Origin of the sequence: Streptomyces sp. NPDC058051, assembly GCF_042885475.1 — a bacterium.
GTDB lineage: Bacteria > Actinomycetota > Actinomycetes > Streptomycetales > Streptomycetaceae > Streptomyces.
The window spans coordinates 132,397-157,873 of record NZ_JBHVRW010000011.1 but is presented as its reverse complement, the minus strand read 5'-3'; the positions used below and the strand labels follow the sequence as shown (position 1 = coordinate 157,873).

Annotated in this window: 23 protein-coding genes; 18 read left to right on the top strand and 5 right to left on the bottom strand. The window is 70.0% G+C overall.

The genetic code is table 11. From position 1 onward, the window contains the following. Nucleotides 1-160: 160 nt before the first annotated feature. Both ACFVUT_RS19395 and ACFVUT_RS19390 read right to left on the bottom strand, forming a co-directional pair. Nucleotides 161-988: a MerR family transcriptional regulator gene (locus tag ACFVUT_RS19395; RefSeq protein ID WP_389652591.1), complete on the bottom strand. Its 828-nt coding sequence runs from the start codon at nucleotides 986-988 to the stop codon at nucleotides 161-163. 176 nt (nucleotides 989-1,164) lie between these two features. After that, complete coding sequence (locus ACFVUT_RS19390; protein ID WP_003967102.1) at nucleotides 1,165-1,368, bottom strand: cold-shock protein; 204 nt, start codon at nucleotides 1,366-1,368, stop codon at nucleotides 1,165-1,167. A 431-nt stretch (nucleotides 1,369-1,799) separates the two neighbouring features. On the opposite strand from ACFVUT_RS19390, the gene ACFVUT_RS19385 reads away from it, so the two are divergent. From ACFVUT_RS19385 to ACFVUT_RS19370, 4 genes are all read left to right on the top strand, one after another. After that, entirely contained in the window at nucleotides 1,800-2,678 is an 879-nt protein-coding gene (locus ACFVUT_RS19385) for a menaquinone biosynthetic enzyme MqnA/MqnD family protein (RefSeq protein ID WP_389652588.1), read from the top strand. Nucleotides 2,679-3,152: 474 nt separating this feature from the next. Continuing rightward, nucleotides 3,153-4,889: a serine/threonine-protein kinase gene (locus ACFVUT_RS19380; RefSeq protein ID WP_389652585.1), complete on the top strand. Its 1,737-nt coding sequence runs from the start codon at nucleotides 3,153-3,155 to the stop codon at nucleotides 4,887-4,889. 72 nt (nucleotides 4,890-4,961) lie between these two features. Continuing rightward, a complete protein-coding gene (gene mqnC, locus ACFVUT_RS19375; protein ID WP_389652582.1) occupies nucleotides 4,962-6,161 on the top strand; it encodes a cyclic dehypoxanthinyl futalosine synthase in 1,200 nt (399 codons plus the stop codon). Nucleotides 6,162-6,168: 7 nt separating this feature from the next. After that, the gene (locus ACFVUT_RS19370; protein WP_389652579.1) at nucleotides 6,169-6,795 is read left to right on the top strand and encodes a hypothetical protein; all 627 of its coding nucleotides are present in this window, start codon (nucleotides 6,169-6,171) and stop codon (nucleotides 6,793-6,795) included. A gap of 118 nt (nucleotides 6,796-6,913) precedes the next feature. Here the strand turns inward: ACFVUT_RS19370 and ACFVUT_RS19365 are convergent, their stop codons facing one another. Then, nucleotides 6,914-7,630, bottom strand: coding sequence for a DUF3152 domain-containing protein (locus ACFVUT_RS19365; RefSeq protein ID WP_389652576.1), 717 nt, complete (start codon nucleotides 7,628-7,630; stop codon nucleotides 6,914-6,916). Between the two features lie 135 nt (nucleotides 7,631-7,765). Here ACFVUT_RS19365 and ACFVUT_RS19360 point away from each other — a divergent pair, with 135 nt between their 5' ends. Continuing rightward, the gene (locus ACFVUT_RS19360) at nucleotides 7,766-8,458 is read left to right on the top strand and encodes a demethylmenaquinone methyltransferase (RefSeq protein ID WP_389652573.1); all 693 of its coding nucleotides are present in this window, start codon (nucleotides 7,766-7,768) and stop codon (nucleotides 8,456-8,458) included. 194 nt (nucleotides 8,459-8,652) lie between these two features. On the opposite strand, the gene ACFVUT_RS19355 is transcribed toward ACFVUT_RS19360, so the two are convergent. Then, a complete protein-coding gene (locus ACFVUT_RS19355) occupies nucleotides 8,653-9,177 on the bottom strand; it encodes a GNAT family N-acetyltransferase (RefSeq protein WP_389652570.1) in 525 nt (174 codons plus the stop codon). A gap of 97 nt (nucleotides 9,178-9,274) precedes the next feature. On the opposite strand from ACFVUT_RS19355, the gene ACFVUT_RS19350 reads away from it, so the two are divergent. Further along, the gene (locus ACFVUT_RS19350; RefSeq protein WP_389652567.1) at nucleotides 9,275-10,558 is read left to right on the top strand and encodes a geranylgeranyl reductase family protein; all 1,284 of its coding nucleotides are present in this window, start codon (nucleotides 9,275-9,277) and stop codon (nucleotides 10,556-10,558) included. A gap of 496 nt (nucleotides 10,559-11,054) precedes the next feature. On the opposite strand, the gene ACFVUT_RS19345 is transcribed toward ACFVUT_RS19350, so the two are convergent. After that, entirely contained in the window at nucleotides 11,055-11,870 is an 816-nt protein-coding gene (locus tag ACFVUT_RS19345; protein WP_389652564.1) for a C40 family peptidase, read from the bottom strand. A gap of 810 nt (nucleotides 11,871-12,680) precedes the next feature. Between ACFVUT_RS19345 and ACFVUT_RS19340 the strand changes: the two genes are divergently transcribed. The 12 genes from ACFVUT_RS19340 to nuoL are packed head-to-tail and all read left to right on the top strand — an operon-like array spanning nucleotide 12,681 to nucleotide 25,476. Continuing rightward, a complete protein-coding gene (locus tag ACFVUT_RS19340; RefSeq protein ID WP_003992243.1) occupies nucleotides 12,681-13,040 on the top strand; it encodes an NADH-quinone oxidoreductase subunit A in 360 nt (119 codons plus the stop codon). A gap of 18 nt (nucleotides 13,041-13,058) precedes the next feature. Then, a complete protein-coding gene (locus tag ACFVUT_RS19335) occupies nucleotides 13,059-13,613 on the top strand; it encodes a NuoB/complex I 20 kDa subunit family protein (protein ID WP_389652561.1) in 555 nt (184 codons plus the stop codon). Beyond that, nucleotides 13,610-14,335 (top strand): NADH-quinone oxidoreductase subunit C, encoded by a 726-nt coding sequence (locus ACFVUT_RS19330; protein WP_389652558.1) that lies wholly within the window; start codon nucleotides 13,610-13,612, stop codon nucleotides 14,333-14,335. Before ACFVUT_RS19335 ends, ACFVUT_RS19330 begins: the two co-directional genes overlap by 4 nt. After that, entirely contained in the window at nucleotides 14,335-15,657 is a 1,323-nt protein-coding gene (locus ACFVUT_RS19325) for an NADH-quinone oxidoreductase subunit D (RefSeq protein WP_389652555.1), read from the top strand. Before ACFVUT_RS19330 ends, ACFVUT_RS19325 begins: the two co-directional genes overlap by 1 nt. A 29-nt stretch (nucleotides 15,658-15,686) precedes the next feature. Then, nucleotides 15,687-16,517: an NADH-quinone oxidoreductase subunit NuoE gene (gene nuoE / locus ACFVUT_RS19320; RefSeq protein WP_389652953.1), complete on the top strand. Its 831-nt coding sequence runs from the start codon at nucleotides 15,687-15,689 to the stop codon at nucleotides 16,515-16,517. Beyond that, on the top strand, nucleotides 16,514-17,887 hold the full coding sequence (gene nuoF / locus ACFVUT_RS19315; protein WP_389652552.1) for an NADH-quinone oxidoreductase subunit NuoF: 1,374 nt from the start codon (nucleotides 16,514-16,516) through the stop codon (nucleotides 17,885-17,887). Before nuoE ends, nuoF begins: the two co-directional genes overlap by 4 nt. Continuing rightward, nucleotides 17,884-20,391 (top strand): NADH-quinone oxidoreductase subunit G, encoded by a 2,508-nt coding sequence (locus tag ACFVUT_RS19310; RefSeq protein WP_389652549.1) that lies wholly within the window; start codon nucleotides 17,884-17,886, stop codon nucleotides 20,389-20,391. The genes nuoF and ACFVUT_RS19310 overlap by 4 nt, the downstream gene beginning before the upstream one ends. Beyond that, nucleotides 20,388-21,806, top strand: coding sequence for an NADH-quinone oxidoreductase subunit NuoH (gene nuoH, locus ACFVUT_RS19305; protein ID WP_389652546.1), 1,419 nt, complete (start codon nucleotides 20,388-20,390; stop codon nucleotides 21,804-21,806). Before ACFVUT_RS19310 ends, nuoH begins: the two co-directional genes overlap by 4 nt. Then, the gene (nuoI, locus tag ACFVUT_RS19300) at nucleotides 21,799-22,446 is read left to right on the top strand and encodes an NADH-quinone oxidoreductase subunit NuoI (protein WP_389652543.1); all 648 of its coding nucleotides are present in this window, start codon (nucleotides 21,799-21,801) and stop codon (nucleotides 22,444-22,446) included. The genes nuoH and nuoI overlap by 8 nt, the downstream gene beginning before the upstream one ends. Then, on the top strand, nucleotides 22,443-23,270 hold the full coding sequence (locus ACFVUT_RS19295) for an NADH-quinone oxidoreductase subunit J (RefSeq protein WP_389652540.1): 828 nt from the start codon (nucleotides 22,443-22,445) through the stop codon (nucleotides 23,268-23,270). Before nuoI ends, ACFVUT_RS19295 begins: the two co-directional genes overlap by 4 nt. Continuing rightward, the gene (nuoK, locus tag ACFVUT_RS19290) at nucleotides 23,267-23,566 is read left to right on the top strand and encodes an NADH-quinone oxidoreductase subunit NuoK (RefSeq protein ID WP_389652537.1); all 300 of its coding nucleotides are present in this window, start codon (nucleotides 23,267-23,269) and stop codon (nucleotides 23,564-23,566) included. The genes ACFVUT_RS19295 and nuoK overlap by 4 nt, the downstream gene beginning before the upstream one ends. 14 nt (nucleotides 23,567-23,580) lie before the next feature. Next, a complete protein-coding gene (gene nuoL, locus ACFVUT_RS19285; RefSeq protein WP_389652534.1) occupies nucleotides 23,581-25,476 on the top strand; it encodes an NADH-quinone oxidoreductase subunit L in 1,896 nt (631 codons plus the stop codon). The last annotated feature ends 1 nt before the right edge of the window (nucleotide 25,477 follow it).

Here is a 25,477-nt window from a genome sequence, read left to right as displayed (position 1 = left end):
CGGCCCAAGGGCCGTCCGGCAATCCGTCGCGCGCCCGCCAGGGACTACGCGACTGCCCTTACGCGCGCGCGGAGGAGCCCATGCCTTCCTGCGCGCGTGCGGACGTGCTCATGCCTACGCGCGTGCGGAGGAACTCATGCCTACGCGCGTGCGGACGAACTCATGCCTTCCGGACCGGTTCCTGAAGTTCCGTCACCCACTTCTTCCGGTCCTCCGGACACTCCAGGCTGATCTCGCGGGCGTACCCGGCGGACCGGTAGCCGTTGGCGTCGATCCAGCGGGCCAGGGCCTGGGACGTCGGGAGCACGCCGTCCATCGAACCCCGGTGGACGATGGTCGCCGCCTCGAAGGGGGGCAGTTCGACCACCGTGACCCCGGTGCCGCCGACCGGACCCACCGGGGCGGAGACCGTCACGCCGGCATGGACGACGACCGCGCCGCCGCCCTCCGGAGCATCCGCGTAGTACGCGATCCCCGGGCCGCTCGGGCTGACCCCGGCCGTTTCCAGCAGCGGGAGGAGCCGGTCGTACAGCGGGCCGATCACCGGAGTGATGCCCTCCGGCTCATAGCTCGCCGCCGTGCCGGTCAACTCGGCGACCCGTACCGCGGCAACACTCTTGACTACTACATCGTCGACAGACATGCGTCCCTCGCTCTCGATCGATCGGAGCCTCGCCTCGACCTGAGCCAGCCGGGCGGCCGCAGCCGCCATGGCCGCTTCCAGCTCCGCCTGCCGCAGCCGCAGCATCCCGCGCAGCTCCTCCGGCCCCACCTGCTCGTCGAGGATCACCCGCACCTGCTGCAGCGTGAAGCCGAGATCCTTGAGAGCGATGACGCGGTTGAGGCGGGCGAACTGGGCGGCACCGTAGAAGCGGTAACCGGTGGCGTGGTCGGTGCGGTCGGGGCGCAGGAGCCCGATGGCGTCGTAATGGCGCAGCATCCGGGCCGACACCCGTCCGAACCGGGCGAACTCTCCGATGGTGAACATGATGTCTCCCAGTGCACCGGTTCACACGGTGTCAAGGTCAACCACGGCGGCGGTGCCGGTCCCCGCCGGGGCGCGAGAGAAGACGGGGCAAGGCAGGAGCCCTGCTCCTCCACCGAGGTGGAGGGGCAGGGCTCCTTGGGTACTGCTAGCCGGCCGCGATCGGCCGACCCGGGCAACTAGGCCGGGGTGACGTTCTCAGCCTGCGGACCCTTGGGCCCCTGAGTGACGTCGAAGTTCACGACCTGGTTCTCCTCAAGGGAGCGGAACCCGGACGCGTTGATCGCGGAGTAGTGGACGAAGACATCCGGGCCGCCGCCGTCCTGGGCGATGAAGCCGAAGCCCTTTTCAGCGTTGAACCACTTGACGGTTCCGGTAGCCATAAGCCCTCCTTGGGCCAAAGGGTTGCCCTGCTCCAGAACCTGCAAAGAAGTCTGAAAACTACAAAAGCCTGCGGGTTACATGCTCCGCAGGCTCTGTACTGCAAGGGAAACCAAACTGCAACTTGCGTCGAGCCTAGCACGCAGGGTGTACGGAAGGGTAGAGGGAAAGATCACTTCACCCGGATGTTTGATTGCCGCGCTGATCGGCTGACGAAGCGGGTGTCCCGGGGCGTGTCGTGGAGGCGCCTTCGAAGGCCGTCGGAGAGAGACTTCGACGCGCCTCGCGGGACGCCGGGGCGGGCTCCCGGGGGCGCCGTGGACACCGCGGCGGGGGCTCCCGCGGTGGTGCCGACGCCTCCCCGGGAGTGGCATCCGGTACGCCCCGCGCACCCGGTGCCGTCCGCTCGGCCCCGCGGGTCTAGCCTCGCGATGTGGACAATTCAACCGTCTCAACCGTCGCAGGCGACCACCGTCGCATCCGGCCGCGTGTCGGCCACATCCAGTTCCTGAACTGCCTCCCCCTGTACTGGGGTCTGGCCAGGACCGGAACCCTGCTCGACATGGAGCTCTCGAAGGACACCCCGGAGAAGCTCAGCGAGCAGCTGATCAGAGGCGATCTGGACATCGGCCCCGTCACGCTGGTCGAATTCCTCCGCAACGCCGACGACCTGGTCGCCTTCCCGGACATCGCGGTGGGCTGCGACGGTCCCGTCATGTCGTGCGTGATCGTGTCGCAGGTGCCGCTCGACCAGCTGGACCGGGCCCGGGTGGCACTCGGCTCGACCTCGCGCACCTCCGTACGCCTGGCCCAGCTGCTGCTCGCCGAGCGCTACGGGGTCAGCCCGGACTACTACACCTGCCCGCCGGACCTCGGCGTGATGATGCAGGAAGCGGATGCCGCCGTGCTGATCGGCGACGCCGCGCTGCGCGCCAACCTGCACGACGCGCCCCGGCTCGGCCTCCAGGTCCACGACCTGGGCCAGATGTGGAAGGACTGGACCGGGCTGCCGTTCGTCTTCGCGGTCTGGGCGGCCCGCAAGGACTATCTGGCAGCCGAGCCCCATCACGTGAACAAGGCGCACGAGGCCTTCCTGGCCTCGCGGGACGTCTCCCTGGAAGAAGTCACCAAGGTCGCGGAACAGGCGGCGCGCTGGGAGTCCTTCGACGCGGAGGTGCTGGAGCGGTACTTCACGACCCTGGACTTCCGCTTCGGTCCGGACCAGCTGAAGGGCGTACAGGAGTTCGCGCGCCGGGTCGGCCCGACGGCCGGCTTCCCCGCGGACGTCAAGGTCGAGCTGCTCGGCGGCTGACCGGTACGGGCCGACCGGTACAGGCCGACCGGTACGAGGGGTGACGGGAGGCGGGACGCGGGAGCGGAGGCGGGCGTCGAGCGCGCCGCGCACACGAATGGGCCGGGATATGGGGGAATCCCGTGCCGCCGGGTCGGAAATCCCTTCCGGTCCCTTCTCCCCGTCCTTCTTCCGGCCCTTCTCCAGCCGTCTTCCGGTCCTTCTCCAGCCGTCCGTTTCTCCTCGCTCGGCTATCGATTCGATTCGGGTAATACGCGGCGAATAGTCGAATCCCGGATGGCGTCCCGGGAGAGTCCCGGTCACGTACGGGAATCGCTCGGGTGAACGACGCATTCACGCCTTTTGTTGTGTCGAAAGCGGGTGTTCGTTCCCTTGAGGGGGAAAAGGGCGGATGGTTTCCTCTGTGACCCGATGACCTTCGCCGCCTAGGCTTCGGTCGGACAGGTCCGGCCGGTCCACAGGGGGGAAGTCCATATGCAGCCGCTGGAAGCCGGCGAACCGCTGACCATCGGTGCCTACCGACTGCTCGGCAGGCTCGGTGCGGGCGGCATGGGCCGGGTCTATCTGGGGCGCAGCGCGGGCGGACGCACCGTCGCGGTCAAGGTCGTGCACCCCCACTTCGCTCTCGACGAACAGTTCCGGGCCCGCTTCCGGCGGGAGGTGGACGCGGCGCGGCGGATCGGTGCGCAGTGGACGGCGCCCGTCCTGGACGCCGACCCGGACGCTCCCATTCCGTGGGTGGCCACCGGCTACGTGGCCGGTCCCCCGCTGTCCCTCGCGGTCGCCGAGCACGGGCCGCTGCCCGAGCACGCGGTGCGGACCCTGGGCGCCGGACTCGGGGAGGCGCTGGCCGCGGTGCATGCCCAGGGCCTCATCCACCGCGACGTGAAACCGTCCAACGTGCTGCTCGCCCTCGACGGCCCGCGGCTGATCGACTTCGGGATCGCGCACGCCGTCGGAGCCTCGCTCACCTCCACCGGGGTCTCCGTCGGCTCACCCGGCTACATGGCACCGGAGCAGATCCGGGGCGGGGACATCTCGGGTGCGGCCGATGTCTTCTCGCTCGGTGCGGTGCTCGCGTACGCGGCGACCGGCACCGCTCCCTTCCTCGGTGACTCCTCCGCCGTACTGCTCTACAAGGTGGTGCACGAGGAGCCCGAACTGGGGGAGTTGGAGGGCGAACTGCGGGACGTCGTCGCCGGATGCCTGGCGAAGTACCCGGAGGACCGGCCGACCCCCACGGAGCTGGCCCGGCAGTTGGCGCCGGGCGGAGCGGCCGCACTGGTCGCGGCGGGCTGGCTGCCCGGCCCGCTGGTGCGCGAGGTCAGCCGGGCGGCGGTCGCGCTGCTGGATCTGGAGCCGCAGGACGCACCGGCGCAGTCGGGGCCGGTGCCGTTCAGCGGCGCGTCGTGGGGCGCGAACGGTGGGTTCGGCGGGTTCGGCCCACCGGTGGAGCCGCCCCCGGCGCATGAGCCGACCCGGCCGGCGTCGTGGCCCGCCGCCGCCCGTACGGACGAGACGGCCGGTCCGGCCGGGCTCCCCGGACAACGTGCGGCCGACCCCCGTTTCTCCGTCACGCTCAACGCGGACTCCGGCCCGGTCCGGCCCGATGCGCACCGGGGCCGGAGGCTGAGCTGCACCGTCGCTCTCGCCGTGGCGGGTGCGCTCGCCGCCGTCACCGTGGGCGGTGCGTTCCTCTTCGATCTGCTGCCGGGCGGAGACGGCCGGAACACCGCCGAGCACGGCGACACCGGCCACACGCCACCGGCCGCCACGCCCTCCGAGGCGTCCCCGCGGCCGTCGGGCTCGGACACCGACGGTGCGGAGCAGATCAGCGAACTCCCGAAGGCGTTCGTCGGCACGTGGAAGGGCCCCCTCACCGAGAAGACCACCGGGCAGCCGCACGGCACGCTCACCGCCGTGTTCACCGCGGGCAGGAAGGGCTCCGACGTGGTCCGGATGACCACGGAGATCAGCGCGCTCGGCCTGACCGTCCGCTGCGACAGCATCGCCACCCTCTCGTCCGGCACCGACAGGGAACTGACGCTGCGGGAGCGCGCCGACCCCGAGCGCCCCGGCGACGGGGCCCTCTGCACCTCCACCACCACCGACGTCCACTTCACGCGAACCGCCGACGACACCCTCCTGTTCCGGTCGGAGGAGAACGGCGCGGGGCTTCCGCACGGCACGCTCAGCCGGTCCGGCGGCTGACGCCGGCAGGGGCTGGCGTAGGGTGAACCGGTCCGTGGATCCGTTGAAAAACTGCCGAAAGGTGACAGCCCGGTGACCGAGAAGGCCGACCTCCAGCCCATCCTCGACCGAGCCGCCGAAGGCGGTCGGATCACTCCGGAGGAGGCCCTCGACCTCTACCGGTCGGCGCCGCTGCACGCGCTGGGAGCGGCGGCCGACGCCGTGCGCCGACGCCGTTACGCGGGCACGGAGCACATCGCGACGTACATCATCGAGCGGAACATCAACTACACGAACGTGTGCGTCACGGCGTGCAGGTTCTGCGCCTTCTACGCCGCTCCGAAGGACAAGGAGAAAGGCTGGTCCCGCGACCTCGACGACATCCTGCGCCGTTGCGCGGAGACCGTCGAACTCGGCGGCACGCAGATCATGTTCCAGGGCGGCCACCACCCGGACTACGGCGTCGAGTACTACGAGAAGCACTTCTCCGCCATCAAGCAGGCGTTCCCGCAGCTCGTCATCCACTCGCTCGGCGCGTCCGAGGTCGAGCACATGGCCCGGATCTCCAAGGTCTCCGTCGAGGAGGCCATCCAGCGCATCCACGACGCCGGCCTCGACTCCTTCGCGGGTGCGGGCGCCGAGCTGCTGCCGGCCAGGCCGCGCAAGGCGATCGCTCCGCTCAAGGAGTCCGGCGAACGCTGGCTGGAGATCATGGAGATCGCGCACCGGCTCGGTGTCGAGTCCACCTCCACCATGCTGATGGGCACGGGCGAGACCAACGCCGAGCGCATCGAGCACCTGCGGATGATCCGCGACGTGCAGGACCGGACGGGTGGCTTCCGCGCGTTCATCCCGTACACGTACCAGCCGGAGAACAACCACCTGAAGGGGCAGACGCAGGCGACGCTCTTCGAGTACCTGCGGATGATCGCCATCGCCCGGATCTTCCTCGACAACGTCGCCCACATCCAGGGGTCCTGGCTGACCACCGGCAAGGAGGTCGGCCAGTTGTCGCTGCACTACGGCGCCGACGACCTCGGCTCGATCATGCTGGAGGAGAACGTCGTCTCCTCGGCCGGTGCCAAGCACCGCTCCAACCGGCTGGAGATCATCGACCTGATCCGCAAGGCCGGCCGCGTACCGGCGCAGCGCGCCACGACGTACGAGCACCTCGTCGTCCACGACGACCCGGCGAACGACCCGGTCGACGAGCGGGTGGTCTCGCACATCTCGTCCACCGCGATCGAGGGCGGCACCGCGCACCCGGAGCTGAAGCTCCTGAACGCCAACTGAGGCCGCTTTGCTGACGGTGCACGCCGCCGACGCGGTGCACGGCGCCCCCGACGGGGCCGACTCCGTGGCCGTGGACGGCGGCGTGATCGCCGCCATCGGTCCGTACGGGCAGCTGACCGCCGCCCATCCGCAGGCCCGGATCCGGCGGTGGTCCGGTCTGATCACCCCCGGGCTGCTGAACGCGGGAGCACCGGCGCTGCTGGAGGCCGCCTACCATCCGGATCCGCGCGAGGCGGACGAACTCGGCGGCGACCCGCTCACCGGTGACGCGCTCACCGCACTCGGCATGGACGACGCCCGCTGGGGCGCGAGTGCCCGGCGCGGACTGCAACGGATGCTGCGGCACGGCACGACCGCCGTCCGGGGCCCCTTCGCACGCCCCGCCGTGCGCACGGCGGTTGCCCGCTCGGGACTGCGCGTCCACGCCCCGGGCCCCGTGCCGGAGCCTGTCCGCCTCGATCCGCTGGCGTCCGTGGCGGCGCCGGAGGACGCGTTCGCGGCGCCGCTCGTCGTCGGCGGGCCCGCGGATCTGGCGGTGTTCGGGGTACGGGACCTCGCGGAGCTGCACACCGCGGGCGGCGGCAGCTGCGTCGCGACGGTGCTCGGCGGGCGGCTGGTCTTCCGCCGCGGCTGAGGCCCGTCCGACGCCGGGAGCGGGCCGTTCGCGGGACCGGCGACGGGCGGCCACGGGACCGGGGGCGGGGCGGACGTGGGACCGGGGACGGGGCGGACGTGGGACCGGGGACGGGCCGTTACCGGACCTGCGGGCCGCCCAGGTAGTGGCCCTCGGCGTCGTAGGGCCAGGCGTTGGAGACGCATCCCTTCAGCCCGTAGATCTGCTGCATCATCGCGGGGGCCGGGCGGCCCTTGCCCGGACAGGTCTCGTGGCCGTGGCCCAGCCAGTGCCCGACCTCGTGGTTGATGATGAGCGCCCGGTAGTCGGCGAGCGGGCCGTGGAACTCGGGCGAACCCTGTTGCCAGCGCTTGAGGTTGACGACGACGTCGGTGCCGACCCGGCAGTTGACCTCGCCATGGGTGTCGAGGCCGCCACGCCCGCAGATGGCGTCGGTCGTCCCCGGGGTGGCGATCCGGATGACCAGCCCCGCCGGGCCGCGGGTGACCTGGCGAAAGGTGTGCTCCCCGTCGTGCGACCAGCCCCGTGGCGCGGCCAGGACGCGGGCGATCTCGGCCGCGGCCACGTCGGCGTCGACACCGGAACCGTCCTCCACCTCGACCCGGTAGGCCAGGCCCCTGCCGGTGTCCGAGGCGCCCGCGCGGGCGACGGTGAACCTGCCGGTGTCCGACGAGGCCCCGGAGGACGCGGCCGTCCTCCCCTCGGCGCCGGTGCTCCCCCGGGCCCCCAGCACGGCGGTGGCACAGATCAGCACCGCCGGGACGACGGCCGCGGCGAGCAGCCGTTTGCGGTCGCGTTCCGGCCACCGTCGTCGGCGTGCTTGCTGTGCGGACATCTCAGCTCCCCTGACTCCCGTTGGAATGATGGCCCCTCCTTTACTGACCGTCAGTGGTCCGCATCGGTTCAGTCCCTCCGGGGCCGAGTGTCGACCGGTGCGAAGTACCACGGACCGGGCTGCTTGAATGGGCGGGTGACCCGAGCCTCCCTGGACAAGCAGCCGCACGAAGTCGCCACGATGTTCGACGGAGTGGCGGCGAACTACGACCTCACCAACGACGTGCTGTCGCTCGGCCAGGCCCGGCTCTGGCGCAAGGAGGTCGCGAAGGCGGTGGATGCCCGCCCCGCGCAGAAGGTCCTCGACCTGGCGGCGGGCACGGCGACGTCCTCGCTCCCCTTCGCCGCGACGGGCGCGTACGTCGTCCCCTGCGACTTCTCCCTCGGCATGCTGCGGGAGGGCAAGAAGCGCAATTCCTGGCTCCCCTTCACCGCGGGTGACGCCACCGCACTGCCGTTCCGCGACGAGACGTTCGACGCGGTGACGATCTCCTTCGGGCTGCGCAACGTCCAGGACACGGATGCCGCGCTGCGCGAGCTGTACCGCGTGACGAAGCCGGGCGGCCGGGTGGTGATCTGCGAGTTCTCGCAGCCGACCTGGGCCCCCTTCCGCACGGTCTACACCGAGTACCTGATGCGGGCGCTGCCACCGGTCGCGCGCGCGGTGTCGTCCAACCCCGACGCGTACGTCTATCTCGCCGAGTCCATCCGCGCCTGGCCCGACCAGGCCGGACTCGCGGCGAAGCTTCAGCAGGCCGGCTGGGCCAAGGTCGCCTGGCGCGATCTCACCGGTGGTGTGGTGGCGCTGCACCGGGGCGTACGCCCCTGAAGCAACGCTCCGGAGCTGTCCCGTCGGCGGGAGCCGGACGGTGGGGACGGCGCGTCCAGAGCTACGTCGCGGACGACGGCACCGAGTACGCCGTCCGCACCACCGAGCGCGACCTCCCCTGGTCCGACGCCCGGAAGACCTTCGACACGGCCCTGTCCACCCGGTCCTTCAACGACGTCGGCCCACCCCCGCGGTCACGGCGTCAGCGTCAACCGGAAGCAGTCGACCTGCCGCCCCGTCACCGGGGCGGCGAAGCTCTCCGCCCGCTCCATCCCCAGGCGCCGGGCCACGGCGACCGACCGGTCGTTCTCCGCGTCGATCGCCGCCACCACCCGCTCGACCCCGGCCGCGCGCAGCCGTTCCAGGGTGAGGCGGGCCGCGGCGGTGGCGTAGCCCCGGCCCCAGGCCGGCCGGGCCAGCCGCCAGCCGATCTCGATCTCGCCCACCGGGCCGTACGTGGTCGGCGGCCAGGGCTGGGCGCCGGTGAAACCGGCCACCGCGCCGTCCTCGCCGACCACCGTCCACAGGCAGTACCCCAGCTCCGCGTCGTGCCTGCGCTGTCGCGCGGTCCACTCCTCGTACATCGAGAATTCCGCCGGCTGACCGCCGAAGAACTCCATCACCTCGGGGTGGTCGAAGGCGCGGTGCCAGGACACGGCGTCCTCGTCGGTGGGGACGCGCAACTGCACGGCGGGAGCGGCGTAAGGCGCGGTCGACATCGGGGAGCCCTTCGGAAGGTTGATCAGCAGGCCCCCCTAGACTGCACGGGACAGGTGCCGCGCGGCACGCGATTTCGAGTCTTCGGGAGATCCGACCGTGACCGAGCCCCTCTCCGAACACAGCGCGGATGTGATCGTCGTCGGGGCAGGCCCGGCCGGCTCCACGACCGCGTACTACCTCGCCAAGGCCGGACTTGACGTCCTCCTCCTGGAGAAGACGGCCTTCCCCCGGGAGAAGGTCTGCGGCGACGGCCTCACCCCGCGCGCCACCAAGCAACTCGTCTCCATGGGCATCGACATCTCCGAAGAGGCCGGCTGGCTCCGGAACAAGGGCCTGCGCATCATCGGCGGCGGCGTCCGCCTCCAGCTGGACTGGCCCGACCTCGCCTCGTACCCGGACTACGGACTGGTCCGCAAGCGCGACGACTTCGACGAGCAACTGGCCCGCCAGGCACAGAAGGCGGGCGCGCGGCTGTACGAGCGCTGCAACGTCGGAGCCCCCGTGGTCGACGACCGCACCGGCCGCATCACCGGCGTGCACGCGAAGATCGGCGAGGAGAAGACCCCGGTCACCTTCCACGCCCCGCTCGTCGTCGCCGCCGACGGCAACTCCACCCGGCTGTCGCTCGCCATGGGCCTGCACCGCCGCGAGGACCGCCCGATGGGCGTGGCCGTGCGTACGTACTTCACCTCGCCGCGCCACGACGACGACTACCTGGAGTCGTGGCTGGAGCTGTGGGACCGCCGCGGCGCCCAGGACCGGCTCCTGCCGGGCTACGGCTGGATCTTCGGCATGGGCGACGGTACGTCCAACGTCGGCCTCGGCATCCTCGACTCCTCCTCCTCCTTCCGGGAGCTGGACTGGCGCGAGGTCCTCAAGGCGTGGTGCGCCTCCATGCCGGAGGACTGGGGCTTCACCCCGGACAACATGACGATGCCGATCCGCGGCGCCGCCCTCCCGATGGCCTTCAACCGCCAACCGCACTACACCAAGGGCCTGCTGCTCGTCGGTGACGCGGCGGGCATGGTCAACCCGTTCAACGGCGAAGGCATCGCGTACGCCATGGAGTCGGGCCAGATCGCCGCGGACGTCATCGTCCAGGCCCACGCCCGCGCCACGCCGGCCCAGCGCGAACTGGCGCTGACCAACTACCCGAAGGTGCTCAAGGAGACCTACGGCGGTTACTACACGCTGGGCCGTGCCTTCGTGAAGCTGATCGGCAACCCGAAGGTCATGAAGATCGCCACCCAGCGCGGACTGACGCACCCGGTACTGATGCGGTTCACGCTGAAGATGCTCGCCAACCTGACCGACCCGACGGGCGGCGACGCGATGGACCGGATCATCAACGGCCTGTCGAAGGTGGCCCCGAAGGCCTGACCGCGCGTCTCCGGGCGTGAGCCGGCCTGTCCGGGAGGTGCGCCGGAGTTTCCGGGGCTGTCCGGGAGGTGCGCCGGAGTTTCCGGGCGTGCGCCGGTGTCTCCCGGCGGTGGTGTGCCCGGGTGGCGGTTCGTCCGGGGGAGCGGTGGCCGTGGCGGATGCCCCCGCACCGCGGCGCGAGGGCTGTTCGCCCCGGTTCACAAGCGGCAGCAGTCCGGTGCCCGGCAGGTGCGCGCCGTGGGCGACGCCTGCCGCGGGCGAGGTCGCGTTTCGGTCGATCCAGGACGTTCCGAGGGGCGCGCGCCGGGTCGGCGCCGCACACGACGACGGGCCGTCGCTCCCGAGCGGGGGAGAGACGGCCCGTCGCCGAGCGCCGGGAAGGCGCTTGTGAATCAGAGAACGCGCCGGACCGGGTGAAACCGCCGGACCGGGGCGCTCCGCGGGCCCGCCGGGCCGGGTGGACCCGAACCGGCCGGCTCCGCCGGATTCCGCGGAATCAGAGCACGCGGACCGCGCCGGACGGCGGGTCGTAGGAGAGCGGACGCTGCACCACACCGGTGCTGGAGTTCTGCGCACCGACGAACTCGCCGCCGCCCACGTAGATCCCGACGTGGTACGCGCTGCCCGCGCCACCCCAGTACAGGATGTCGCCGGGCTGGAGGTTGCTCAGGGAGACCTGGGTGCCCGCGGTGGACTGGGCCTGCGAGACGCGCGGCAGGTCGACGCCGACCGAACGGAAGGCGGCCTGGACGAGACCGGAGCAGTCCCACGAGTTGGGGCCGGTGCCGCCGGACACGTACGCGTCGCCGACCTGGGCCTGCGCGAAGGCGATGACGGACGCGGCGGAGCCGGTGGCGCTCGACGAGGACGAAGAGGCGACGGCGGTGGAGCCCGAGGCCGCGCTGAGCGTCGTACGGGCGGTGGAGCGGGAAGCACGCTCGGCGGCCTCCGCCTTGGCCTTGGCGGCGGCCTCCGCCTTCTTCTTGGCCTCTGCCTTGCGGACCGCCTCGGCCTTGGCCTTCTTGGCGGTCTTGGCCGCGGTGGCGGCTGCGGCGTCCTCCTGCGCCTGCGTCTGAAGGTCCTGGGCGACCTGCTGCGTGGCCTGCGCGGACGCGGCGACGGCGGTGGAGAGCCCGGAGGTGAGGGTGGGCATCTCGATGGTCTGGGTCACCGGCTCCGCGTGAGCCGGACCGGCCGCGCCTGCGACCGCGATGGTGCTGAGGACGCCACCGGCAACTCCGGCCCGCAGCGCCGTCTTCGGCGCGTTTCGGCGGGGCTTCCGGTGGCTGGGTATGTGAGCGGTGTGGGACATGAGTACTAGCGCTATCAGGGCTCCGGGGTTCCCATCAAGAAACGTGTGTTGCGACACAGTTACGTCCGGAATCTGTGAATCCGCTTTCCGGCGGCCCTTATTGACGCCGTAACGGGCAAACCGGGCATGCCTCATCAGCGCCGTGATCACGGGCTTTCGGTAATACGCCCGAATTGCCCGCCACTTACCATCCGTTCACACCGATGGCCAAGCCCGCTTTTGTTGGGATCCACGCGCGGTGACGCAGGTCACAGGCGGGCGACGGTGCGGGGCGCGGGCGGGCGACGGTGCGAGGCGCGGGTGGGCGACGGTGCGAGGGAGTGCGAGCCCGCCTGTCGGCCGGAGCTCCGTCGGGGCTCGCGAGTGCCGCCCATTCGTCCGGAAGATCGCACATGTACGCACACGTCCACTTCGCTCCCCGGGGGCCCCTCGTGCGAGTGAGCCCAGAATGGGGCAGAACCCCTTATCACCCTCGGGCTGTCCATTGCCAATTTGCCTCCACGGGTATCTGATTGTTATGGGAAACATCGCGTTGACCAGCACTAACAGCATCAGATGTCACCTCTCGTGATCGCTCGGCCGCTTTGCGTGTGAAGATCACCGCTCAGGCGGCTTCGTGAGCCTTCGCCGGGTGGTGGAGATCACAAACTCGTTGTCGTACCCCGTGTCGCAGATCACAGGATGGCGGGCATAGGATGCGGGGCAGTCGGGCTTGTGAACTGCCTCACATGTGCACGATCTTGGTGGGGTGGCGAGCCGAATCGCCCGATGCGGTCCAACGGTCAAGGACGACTGGAAGGAGCGAGGAGCGTGAATGCCTACGCGCCCATCCTCGTGCTCGGCGCCCTCGGGGCAGGGTTTGCGATCTTCTCCGTGGTCATGGCCACGCTTATCGGCCCTAAGCGGTACAACCGAGCAAAGCTCGAAGCGTACGAGTGCGGCATCGAACCCACGCCCACTCCGGCCGGCGGCGGCCGCTTCCCGATCAAGTACTACCTGACGGCGATGCTCTTCATCGTCTTCGACATCGAGATCGTCTTCCTCTATCCCTGGGCGGTCACCTTCGACGCCCTGGGGATCTTCGGGCTCGTGGAGATGCTGCTCTTCGTGCTCACCGTCTTCGTCGCCTACGCGTATGTGTGGCGTCGCGGCGGTCTGGAATGGGACTGAGGGGCTGAGGGGCACACCATGGGACTCGAAGAGAAGCTGCCCAGCGGCTTCGTGCTGACCACTGTCGAGCAGGCCGCCGGCTGGGTACGGAAGTCCTCCGTCTTCCCCGCCACCTTCGGCCTCGCCTGCTGCGCCATCGAGATGATGACGACCGGGGCCGGGCGCTACGACCTGGCCCGTTTCGGGATGGAGGTCTTCCGCGGATCGCCGCGGCAGGCGGATCTGATGATCGTGGCAGGGCGGGTCAGCCAGAAGATGGCACCCGTCCTGCGGCAGGTCTACGACCAGATGCCGAACCCCAAGTGGGTCATTTCCATGGGGGTTTGCGCGTCATCGGGCGGAATGTTCAATAATTACGCCATTGTTCAAGGTGTTGATCATATTGTTCCGGTCGATATCTATTTGCCGGGTTGCCCGCCGCGGCCCGAGATGTTGTTGGACGCGATCCTCAAGCTCCACCAGAAGATCCAGGGCTCCAAGCTCGGGGTCAACGCGGAGGAGGCCGCCCGCGAGGCGGAGGAAGCGGCGCTCAAGGCACTGCCCCTGATCGAGATGAAGGGGCTGCTGCGATGAGCGAGAACCGGAACCACGACCAGCGGGACAGCAACGGCGTACCCGCGCCGCGCGACGAGTCCGGCGAGGTCATCGGCGTACGCCGGGGCATGTTCGGCGCCAACAACGGCGGCGACACCTCCGGCTACGGCGGCCTCGTCCGCACCGTGACCCTCCCCGGCGCCACGCCCCGCCCGTACGGCGGCTGGTTCGACGAAGTCGCCGACGAACTCGAAGGGGCCCTGGAGGAACAGGACCTGCTTCCCGCCAACGCCATCGAGAAGGCCGTCGTCGACCGCGGCGAACTGACCTTCCACATCGCGCGCGAGCACCTCGTCCGGGTCGCCCGGACCCTGCGCGACGACCCGGCACTGCGCTTCGAGCTCTGTACGGGGGTGAGCGGCGTCCACTTCCCCGGCGACAAGGGCCGCGAGCTGCACGCCGTCTACCACCTGCGCTCGATCACGCACGGCCGGCTGATCCGCCTGGAGGTGTCGGCCCCGGACAGCGATCCGCACGTCCCGTCCCTCGTCGCGGTCTACCCGACCAACGACTGGCACGAGCGCGAGGCCTACGACTTCTTCGGGCTGATCTTCGACGGGCACCCCGCCCTCACCCGGATCATGATGCCGGACGACTGGCAGGGCTTCCCGCAGCGCAAGGACTATCCGCTCGGCGGCATCGCCGTCGAGTACAAGGGCGCCCAGATCCCGGCTCCGGACCAGCGGAGGTCGTACTCCTGATGTCTACTCCCCACGCAACGCCCCGGGCGACGACCGAAGGGACCGTATACACGGTCACCGGAGGCGACTGGGACGAGGTCGTCGAATCGGCGGTCAAGTCCGACGACGAACGCATCATCGTCAACATGGGCCCCCAGCACCCGTCCACGCACGGCGTGCTCCGGCTGATCCTGGAGATCGACGGCGAGACCGTCACCGAGGCCCGCTGCGGCATCGGCTACCTCCACACCGGCATCGAGAAGAACCTCGAATTCCGGAACTGGACCCAGGGCACCACCTTCGTGACGCGCATGGATTACCTGACGCCGTTCTTCAACGAGGCGGCGTACTGCCTGGGCGTCGAGAAGCTCCTCGGCATCGAGGACCAGATCCCCGACCGGGCCAGCATCCTGCGCGTGCTCCTGATGGAGCTCAACCGGATCTCCTCGCACCTGGTGTGCATCGCCACCGGCGGCATGGAGCTCGGCGCCACCACGATCATGATCTACGGCTTCCGGGACCGTGAACTCGTCCTCGACCTCTTCGAGCTGATCACCGGCCTGCGGATGAACCACGCGTTCATCCGGCCCGGAGGACTCGCCCAGGACCTGCCGCCCGGCGCGATCGACCAGCTCCGCGAGTTCGTGAAGACCATGAAGAAGAACCTGCCGGAGTACGACAAGCTCGCCACCGGCAACCCGATCTTCAAGGCCCGCATGCAGGACGTCGGCTATCTCGACCTGACCGGCTGCATGGCACTCGGCGCCACCGGCCCGATCCTGCGCTCCGCCGGACTCCCGCACGACCTGCGCAAGACGGACCCCTACTGCGGATACGAGAACTACGAGTTCGACGTCCCCACCGCCGACAGCTGCGACTCCTACGGCCGCTTCCTCATCCGGCTGGAGGAGATGCGCCAGTCACTGCGGATCGTCGAGCAGTGCATCGACCGGCTCGCCCCCGGACCGGTGATGGTCGCCGACAAGAAGATCGCCTGGCCGGCCCAGCTCGCACTCGGTCCGGACGGGCTCGGCAACTCGCTCGACCACATCAAGAAGATCATGGGCACCTCCATGGAGGCCCTGATCCACCACTTCAAGCTGGTGACCGAGGGCTTCCGCGTCCCGGCCGGACAGGCGTACACCGCGGTCGAGTCGCCCAAGGGCGAACTCGGCGTCCACGTCGTCTCGGACGGCGGCACCCGCCCCTACCGGGTCCACTTCCGCGACCCGTCCTTCACCAATCTGCAGGCCATGGCGGCGATGTGCGAGGGCGGCCAGGTCGCCGACGTCATCGTCGCCGTCGCGTCCATCGACCCCGTGATGGGAGGCGTCGACCGGTGACCGAAGCACGTCAGGAAGTCAGTCTGGGGATGCCGCAGCTCCCCGCCCCCGCCTACCCGGCCGAGGTGCGCGCCAGGCTCGAAGCGGACGCGAAGGAGGTGATCGCCCGCTACCCCGACAGCCGCTCCGCGCTGCTCCCGCTGCTGCACCTGGTGCAGTCCGAGGAGGGCTACGTCTCCCGTACGGGCATGGCGCTCTGCGCCGAACTGCTCGGCCTCACCACCGCCGAGGTCACCGCGGTCGCCACCTTCTACACGATGTACCGGCGCAGGCCGAGCGGTGACTACCAGGTCGGTGTCTGCACCAACACGCTGTGCGCGGTGATGGGCGGCGACGCGATCTTCGACCGGCTCAAGGAACACCTCGGCGTCGGCAACGACGGGCCCGATATGACAACCGAGGACGGCAAGGTCACCCTCGAACACATCGAGTGCAACGCGGCCTGCGACTTCGCCCCCGTGGTGATGGTCAACTGGGAGTTCTTCGACAACCAGACCCCCGAGAGCGCGACGCGCCTGGTCGACGACCTGATCGCGGGGCGCACCGTCGAACCCACCCGCGGCGCGCCCCTGTGCTCGTACAAGGAGACGTCCCGGATCCTGGCCGGCTTCCCCGACGCGCGCCCCGGCGCCGTCGAGGCATCCGGCGGCGCGGGCCCCGCCTCGCTGGCCGGCCTCCGCCTCGCCCGGGGCGAGGAGCCGCACCCCAAGGTCGTCTCCCCGCGCGGCGAGCAGTCCCGCGGCGACCAGCCGCACGATCCGTCACCGTCCGAGCACCTCAGCTCGCACGACGCACCGCAGCAGACGTCGGCCTCCGACCCGGACCACCCGGCCGGTCCCGCCGCAAAGGAGGGGGAGTGATGACGTTGGCAGCCGAGATCAACGGGAACGGGAACGGTGGCAGCCCCGAGAAGCTGCTCGCCCCCGTCCTCTCCGCCTTCTGGGACGAACCCGAATCCTGGACCCTGGAGACCTACCGGCGTCACGAGGGATACGAGGGACTGCGCAAGGCCCTCGCCATGGCGCCGGACGACCTCATCGCCTACGTCAAGGACTCCGGTCTGCGCGGGCGCGGCGGCGCGGGCTTCCCCACCGGGATGAAGTGGCAGTTCATCCCGCAGGGCGACGGCAAACCGCACTACCTGGTGGTCAACGCCGACGAGTCGGAGCCCGGCACCTGCAAGGACATCCCGCTCCTCTTCGCCAACCCGCACTCCCTCATCGAGGGCATCGTGATCGCCTGCTACGCGATCCGGTCCTCGCACGCCTTCATCTACCTGCGCGGTGAAGTCGTCCCCGTACTGCGGCGGTTGCACGAGGCCGTGCGCGAGGCGTACGAGGCGGGCTTCCTCGGGAAGAACGTCCTGGGCTCCGGACTCGACCTGGAACTCACCGTGCACGCGGGCGCCGGCGCGTACATCTGCGGTGAGGAGACCGCACTGCTCGACTCGCTCGAAGGGCGACGCGGCCAGCCCCGGCTGCGACCCCCCTTCCCCGCGGTCGCCGGTCTGTACGCCTGCCCCACTGTGGTGAACAACGTCGAGTCCATCGCGTCGGTTCCCGCGATCCTGAACCGGGGCAAGGACTGGTTCAAGTCGATGGGCAGCGAGAAGTCCCCCGGCTTCACGCTGTACTCGCTCAGCGGCCATGTCGCGAGCCCCGGCCAGTACGAGGCCCCGCTCGGCATCACGCTGCGCCAGCTGCTCGACATGAGCGGCGGCATGCGCCCCGGCCACCGGCTGAAGTTCTGGACCCCGGGCGGCTCGTCCACCCCGATGTTCACCGACGAACACCTCGACGTGCCGCTCGACTACGAGGGCGTCGGCGCCGCCGGTTCCATGCTCGGCACCAAGGCGCTCCAGTGCTTCGACGAGACGACCTGCGTCGTGCGCGCCGTCACCCGCTGGACCGAGTTCTACGCCCACGAGTCCTGCGGCAAGTGCACACCCTGCCGCGAAGGCACCTACTGGCTCGTGCAGTTGCTCCGCGACATCGAGGCCGGCAAGGGACAGATGGCCGACCTCGACAAGCTGAACGACATCGCCGACAACATCAACGGCAAGTCCTTCTGCGCCCTCGGCGACGGCGCCGCCTCGCCGATCTTCTCCTCGCTGAAGTACTTCCGCGAGGAGTACGAACAGCACATCACGGGCCGGGGCTGCCCCTTCGATCCCGCCAGGTCCACTGTCTGGGCCGACGACAAGAACGCTCACCAGGGGGTGAACGCATGACAGTCACCACGAGTGCGCCCTCCGGGGGCGGCGAGGCGGCCCTTCCGCCCGAGGACCTCGTCACGCTGACGATCGACGGCATCGAGATCAGCGTGCCCAAGGGCACGCTGGTCATCCGGGCCGCCGAACTCCTCGGCATCGAGATCCCGCGCTTCTGCGACCACCCGCTCCTCGACCCGGCCGGCGCCTGCCGGCAGTGCATCGTCGAGGTCGAGGGCCAGCGCAAGCCGATGGCGTCCTGCACCATCACCTGCACCGACGGCATGGTCGTGAGGTCGCAGCTCACCTCGCCCGTCGCCGAGAAGGCGCAGAAGGGTGTGATGGAGCTGCTGCTCATCAACCACCCGCTGGACTGCCCGGTCTGCGACAAGGGCGGCGAGTGCCCGCTGCAGAACCAGGCGATGTCGCACGGCGGCGCCGACTCCCGCTTCGACGGCAGGAAGCGCACGTACGAGAAGCCCCTCCCGATCTCCACGCAGGTGCTGCTGGACCGTGAGCGGTGCGTGCTCTGCGCGCGCTGCACCCGCTTCTCCAACCAGGTGGCGGGCGACCCGATGATCGAGCTGATCGAACGCGGCGCGCTCCAGCAGGTCGGCACCGGCGAGGGCGACCCGTTCGAGTCGTACTTCTCCGGGAACACCATCCAGATCTGCCCGGTCGGGGCGCTGACCTCGGCCGCGTACCGGTTCCGCTCCCGGCCCTTCGACCTGGTGTCGTCGCCCTCGGTGTGCGAGCACTGCGCGGGCGGCTGCGCGACCCGCACCGACCACCGGCGCGGCAAGGTCATGCGGCGGCTCGCCGCCAACGACCCCGAGGTCAACGAGGAGTGGGTCTGCGACAAGGGCCGCTTCGGCTTCCGCTACGCCCAGCAGCGGGACCGGCTCACCACTCCGCTGGTGCGCAACGCGGACGGCGTCCTGGAACCGGCGAGCTGGCCCGAGGCGCTGGACGCCGCAGCCGCCGGTCTGAACGCCGCGCGCGGCAGGACCGGGGTCCTCACCGGCGGCCGGCTGACCGTCGAGGACGCGTACGCGTACAGCAAGTTCGCCCGGGTCGCGCTCGACACGAACGACATCGACTTCCGGGCCCGGGTGCACAGCGGCGAGGAGGCCGACTTCCTGGCCGCCCGCGTCGCCGGGCGCGGCCGGGACCTGGACGGCACGGGTGTCACGTACACCTCGCTGGAGAAGGCCCGGACGGTACTGCTGGTCGGGTTCGAGTCGGAGGAGGAGGCGCCCGGCGTCTTCCTGCGGCTGCGCAAGGCGAACCGCAAGCACGGACAGCGCACCTACGCCGTCGCGTCGCACGCCACGCGCGGCCTGGAGAAGGCCGGCGGCACACTGCTCCCCGCGGCTCCCGGCACCGAGACCGAGTGGCTGGACGCGATCGCGGGCGGCGTCGGACTCGACGGCGACGGTGCCGTGGCGGCCGAGGCGCTGCGCGGCAAGGACGCCGTGATCGTGGTCGGCGAGCGGCTGGCGGGCGTGCCGGGCGGGCTGACCGCGGTGCTGCGGGCCGCCGCCGCGACCGGGGCCACACCGGTGTGGATTCCGCGCCGGGCCGGCGAGCGCGGTGCGGTGGAGGCGGGCGCGCTCCCGTCGCTGCTGCCCGGCGGCCGTCCGGCGACCGACCCGCGGGCCCGGGACGAGGTGGCCGCCGTCTGGGGCGTCGCCGAACTCCCGTCCCGCTTCGGCCGTGACACCGGCCAGATCGTGGAGGCCGCGGCCACCGGCGAGCTGGGCGCACTGGTCGTCGCCGGGGTCGAGCCCGTGGACCTGCCGAACCCGGCACGGGCCCTGGAGGCGCTGGACCAGGCCGGCTTCCTGGTCTCGCTGGAGCTGCGGCCCAGCGAGGTGACCGAGCGGGCCGATGTGGTCTTCCCGGTCGCCGCGGTGGCCGAGAAGGCCGGCACCTTCCTCAACTGGGAGGGCCGGGCCCGGATGTTCGACGCGGCGCTGAAGCCCGAGCAGATGACGCGGTCGCTCGCGCCGACCGACGCCCGGGTGCTGCACATGCTGGCCGACGCCATGGACGCCCCGCTCGCGCTGCCGGATCTGACGTCCGTACGCCGTGAGCTGGACCGGCTCGGCGGCTGGAGCGGTTCGCACGCCGTCGATCCGAGCGAGCCGGCGCAGCCGCTGCCCAGGCCCGGCGACGGCGAGGCGATCCTCGCGGGCCACCGGATGCTGCTCGACCTGGGCCGGCTCCAGGAGGGCGACGACGCACTGGCCGGCACCCGGCACGCCTCGGTCGCCCGGCTCTCCGCCGCCACCGCGGCCGAGACGGGCGTCAAGGACGGTGACCTGCTGGCCGTCACGGGCCCGGCGGGCAGCGTCGCACTCCCGTTGAAGGTCACGGACATGCCGGACCGGGTGGTCTGGCTGCCGCTGAACTCCGTCGGGCGGGGCGTCCCGGCCGACACCGGCGCCCGGCCCGGCAGCCCGGTCCGGATCGGTCCGGCCGCCCCGGGCACTCCCGACGTCACACCGGAGGTGGGGGCGTGACTTCCTTCGCTGAACTGGCCGCGGCACCGCACAGTGCCGTACTCGCCGCCGAGGACCTGTCGATGTTCGGCACCGACCCGTGGTGGCTCGTCGTCATCAAGGCGGTGTTCTGCTTCGCGTTCCTGATGGTGACCGTGCTCTTCTCCATCGTGTGGGAGCGCAAGGTCGTCGCCTGGATGCAGCTGCGCATCGGCCCCAACCGGCACGGCCCCTGGGGCATGCTCCAGTCGCTCGCCGACGGCATCAAGCTGATGCTGAAGGAAGACCTCGTGGTGCGGCGCGCCGACAAGGTCGTGTACGTGCTCGCGCCGATCGTCGCCGCCGTACCGGCGTTCATGGCGATCGCGGTGATCCCGTTCGGACCGGCGGGCAACGAGGTCTCGATCTTCGGGCACCGTACGGCGATGCAGCTCACCGACCTGCCGATCGCGATGCTCTACATTCTCGCGGTCGCCTCGGTCGGGATCTACGGCATCGTGCTGGCGGGCTGGTCGTCCGGGTCGACGTATCCGCTCCTCGGCGGCCTGCGCTCGTGCGCGCAGATGATCAGCTACGAGATCGCGATGGGCGCCGCGTTCGCCTCGGTGTTCCTCTACTCCGGGTCGATGTCGACGTCGAAGATCGTGGAGGCGCAGCAGGACCGCTGGTTCATCCTGCTGCTGCCGGTCTCCTTCATCATCTACATCGTCACGATGGTCGGTGAGACCAACCGGGCCCCGTTCGACATGCCGGAGTCCGAGGGCGACCTCGTCGGTGGCTTCAACACCGAGTACTCGTCGATCAAGTTCGCGATGTTCATGCTCGCCGAGTACGTCAACATGGTCACCGTCTCCGCGGTCTCCACGACCCTGTTCCTGGGCGGCTGGCAGGCCCCGTGGCCGATCAGCACCTTCTGGGAGGGCGCGAACCACGGCTGGTGGCCGATGCTCTGGTTCGTCATCAAGGTCCAGTTGCTGCTGTTCTTCTTCATCTGGCTGCGCGGCACCCTGCCCCGGGTCCGCTACGACCAGCTGATGAAGCTCGGCTGGAAGGTCCTGATCCCGGTCTCCGTGGTCTGGCTGATGCTGGTCGCGACGGTACGGGCGCTGCGCAACGAGGGGTACGACTTCACCAGGATCGTGCTGTACGTGGCCGGGGCCGTGATCGCGATCCTGCTGATCTCCTTCGTCGCCGACATCTTCCGCGACAGGAAGGGCGGGGCCGCCGAGGCGGAAGCGGGACCGGAGCCGGGATTCGACCCGATGGCGGGCGGATTCCCGGTGCCGCCGCTGCCCGGACAGACCTTGCCGCCGGTACCGCGCCGCAGACCGCGGGGCGAGCGGGAGCTCGTTGTCAGTGGCGGCCCGGATACTGAGAGTGACGACAGTCGGATGGGCGGAAGTCCGAGTGACGGAAAGGAGGCTGACGGTGTCTGAGTCATCAGAGCCCTCGGGAGAGAAGTTCCAGAACCCGGTCGCCGGCTTCGGCGTGACCTTCAAGGCCATGTTCAAGAAGCGGCTGACCGAGCAGTACCCGGAAACGCAGAAGGTGACGGCGCCGCGCTTCCACGGCCGGCATCAGCTCAACCGCCACCCGGACGGCCTGGAGAAGTGCGTCGGCTGCGAGCTGTGCGCCTGGGCCTGTCCGGCGGACGCGATCTATGTCGAGGGCGCGGACAACACCGACGAGGAGCGCTACTCCCCGGGTGAGCGCTACGGCCGCGTCTACCAGATCAACTACGCGCGCTGCATTCTCTGCGGTCTGTGCATCGAGGCGTGCCCGACCCGGGCGCTGACGATGACCAATGAGTTCGAGCTCGCCAACACCACCCGCGAGAGCCTCATCTACACCAAGGACGAGCTGCTCGCGGGCCTGGAGGAGGGCATGGTCGACACCCCGCACGCCATCTACCCCGGGATGGACGAGCAGGACTACTACCGGGGCCTGGTCACCGGGGCCGCATCCGGCACGGTGCGCCAGACCGCGGTCACCAAGGGCGAGAAGCCGTCGGACGAAGCATCCGGGAACAGCGGCGACAGCGAGAACAGCGGCTCGGCGCAGGGGGTGGGCGCATGACCGGCCTGGCCGCCGCGGCCTCCCAGACCTCGACCGGGGAGGCCTTCCAGTTCTGGGTGCTGGGCACCGTCGCCGTGATCGGCGCGCTGTCCACCGTACTGATGAGAAAAGCCGTGCACAGCGCGCTGAGCCTCGCCGGGACCATGATCGTCCTGGCGGTGTTCTATCTGGCCAACGGCGCGTACTTCCTGGGCGTCGTCCAGATCGTCGTCTACACCGGCGCGATCATGATGCTGTTCCTCTTCGTGGTCATGCTCGTGGGTGTCACGGCGGCCGACTCGCTGAAGGAGACGCTCAAGGGCCAGCGCTGGCTGGCCGCGGGCTGCGGGCTCGGCTTCGGTGTCCTGCTGATCGCGGGCATCGGCAACGCCTCGCTGAACAGCTTCAACGGGCTCGGCACCGCCAACGCCGAGCACGGCGGGAACGTCGAGGGGCTGGCCAGCCTCATCTTCACCAAGTACGTCTTCGCCTTCGAGATCACCGGCGCCCTGCTGATCACGGCGACGGTCGGCGCGATGGTGCTCACCCACCGGGAGCGCACCGAACGGGCCAAGACCCAGCGGCAGTTGTCGGAGGAGCGCGTCCGGGGCACGCAGGTGCCGCCGCTGCCCGCCCCCGGCGTCTACGCCCGGCACAACGCGGTGGACATCCCGGGTCTGCTTCCGGACGGCACCCCGTCCGGGCTCACCGTCATGGGGACACTGCGCGACCGCGGGCAGATCCGCGATGTGTCGAAGGAGTCGCTCGACCAGCTCAAGGCGCTGGCGCAGCGCTCGGAGAAGCGGCTCGGCCGTGACAACGACGAAGAGGAGGTCGCCAAGTGAATCCGGTCAACTACCTCTATCTCGCGGCCCTGTTGTTCACCATCGGCGGGGCCGGGGTGTTGATCAGGCGGAACGCGATCGTGGTGTTCATGTGCGTGGAGCTGATGCTCAACGCCTGCAATCTCGCGTTCGTGACCTTCTCCCGGATGCACGGCAATCTCGACGGGCAGATCATCGCCTTCTTCACGATGGTCGTCGCCGCCGCCGAGGTCGTGGTCGGGCTCGCGATCATCGTGTCGGTGTTCCGTTCCCGCCACTCGGCCTCGGTCGACGACGCCAGCCTGATGAAGCTGTAAGGGGACGTTGAATCGTGGAGAACCTGATTGCGCTGCTCGTCGCGGCGCCTCTGCTCGGAGCCGCGGTCCTGCTCTGCGGCGGCCGGCGGCTGGACCGCGCCGGACACTGGGTCGGCACCCTGCTCGCCGCGGTGTCGTTCGTCATCGGCGTCGTGCTCTTCCTCGACATGCTGGGGAAGGGCGCGGAGGACCGGGCGCTGCACCAGAAGCTGTTCAGCTGGATCCCCGTCGAGGGTTTCCGGGCCGATGTGGCCTTCCAGCTCGACCAGTTGTCGATGACGTTCGTGCTGCTGATCACCGGTGTGGGCACGCTGATCCACATCTACTCGATCGGCTACATGGCGCACGACGAGCGCCGGCGCCGCTTCTTCGGCTATCTGAACCTGTTCCTCGCGGCGATGCTGATCCTGGTCATCGCCGACAACTACCTGCTGCTGTACGTCGGGTGGGAGGGCGTCGGTCTGGCGTCGTACCTGCTGATCGGCTTCTGGCAGCACAAGCCCAGCGCGGCCACGGCCGCCAAGAAGGCGTTCCTGGTCAACCGGGTCGGCGACATGGGCCTGTCGATCGCGATCATGCTGATGTTCACCACGTTCGGCACGTTCGCCTTCGGTCCCGTCCTCGGGGCGACCGGGGAGACGAGCGAGGGCAAGCTGACGGCGATCGGCCTGATGCTGCTGCTCGCGGCCTGCGGCAAGTCGGCCCAGGTGCCGCTGCAGTCCTGGCTCGGTGACGCGATGGAGGGCCCGACCCCGGTCTCGGCCCTCATCCACGCCGCGACCATGGTGACGGCGGGCGTCTACCTCATCGTCCGGTCCGGCGCGATCTTCAACGCCGCCCCGGACGCGCAACTGGCCGTCGTGGTCGTCGGCGCGGTCACACTGCTCTTCGGTGCCATCGTCGGTTGCGCGAAGGACGACATCAAGAAGGCCCTCGCCGGGTCGACGATGTCGCAGATCGGCTACATGATCCTGGCCGCCGGGCTCGGCCCGATCGGCTACGTCTTCGCGATCATGCACCTGGTGACGCACGGCTTCTTCAAGGCCGGGCTCTTCCTCGGCGCCGGTTCGGTCATGCACGGCATGAACGACGAGGTCGACATGCGGAAGTTCGGCGGCCTGCGGAAGTACATGCCGGTCACCTTCGTCACCTTCGGCCTCGGATACCTGGCGATCATCGGCTTCCCCGGCCTGTCCGGATTCTTCTCCAAGGACAAGATCATCGAGGCTGCCTTCGCCAAGGGCGGCACCGAGGGCTGGATCCTCGGTTCGGTGGCCCTGCTGGGCGCCGCGATCACCGCGTTCTACATGACGCGCGTGATGCTGCTGACGTTCTTCGGGGAGAAGCGCTGGCAGCCCGACGCCGAGGGACACGAGCCGCATCCGCACGAGTCCCCGAAGTCGATGACCATCCCCATGATCGTCCTGGCCTTCGGGTCGGTCTTCGCCGGGGGCCTCTTCTCCGTCGGTGACCGCTTCCTGAACTGGCTGGAGCCGGTCACCGGACACAGCCACGGACACGCCCCGGTCAGCGCCACGACCGTCACGGCGGCCACCATGGTCGTGCTCGTCATCGGTGTCGCCATCGCCTGGGCGATGTACGGACGGGGGCCGGTACCGGCCGTCGCCCCGCGCGGCTCGCTGCTCACCCGGGCCGCCCGCCGCGATCTCCTCCAGGACGACTTCAACCACGTGGTCCTGGTCCGCGGCGGTGAGCACCTCACCCGCTCCCTGGTATACGTCGACCACACCCTGGTCGACGGGGTCGTCAACGGCACGGCCGCCTCGATGGGCGGGCTCTCCGGCCGGCTGCGCAAACTGCAGAACGGCTACGCCCGCTCCTACGCGGTCTCGATGTTCGGCGGTACGGCGCTCGTCATCGCCGCGACCCTGCTGATGAGGGCGGTCTGAT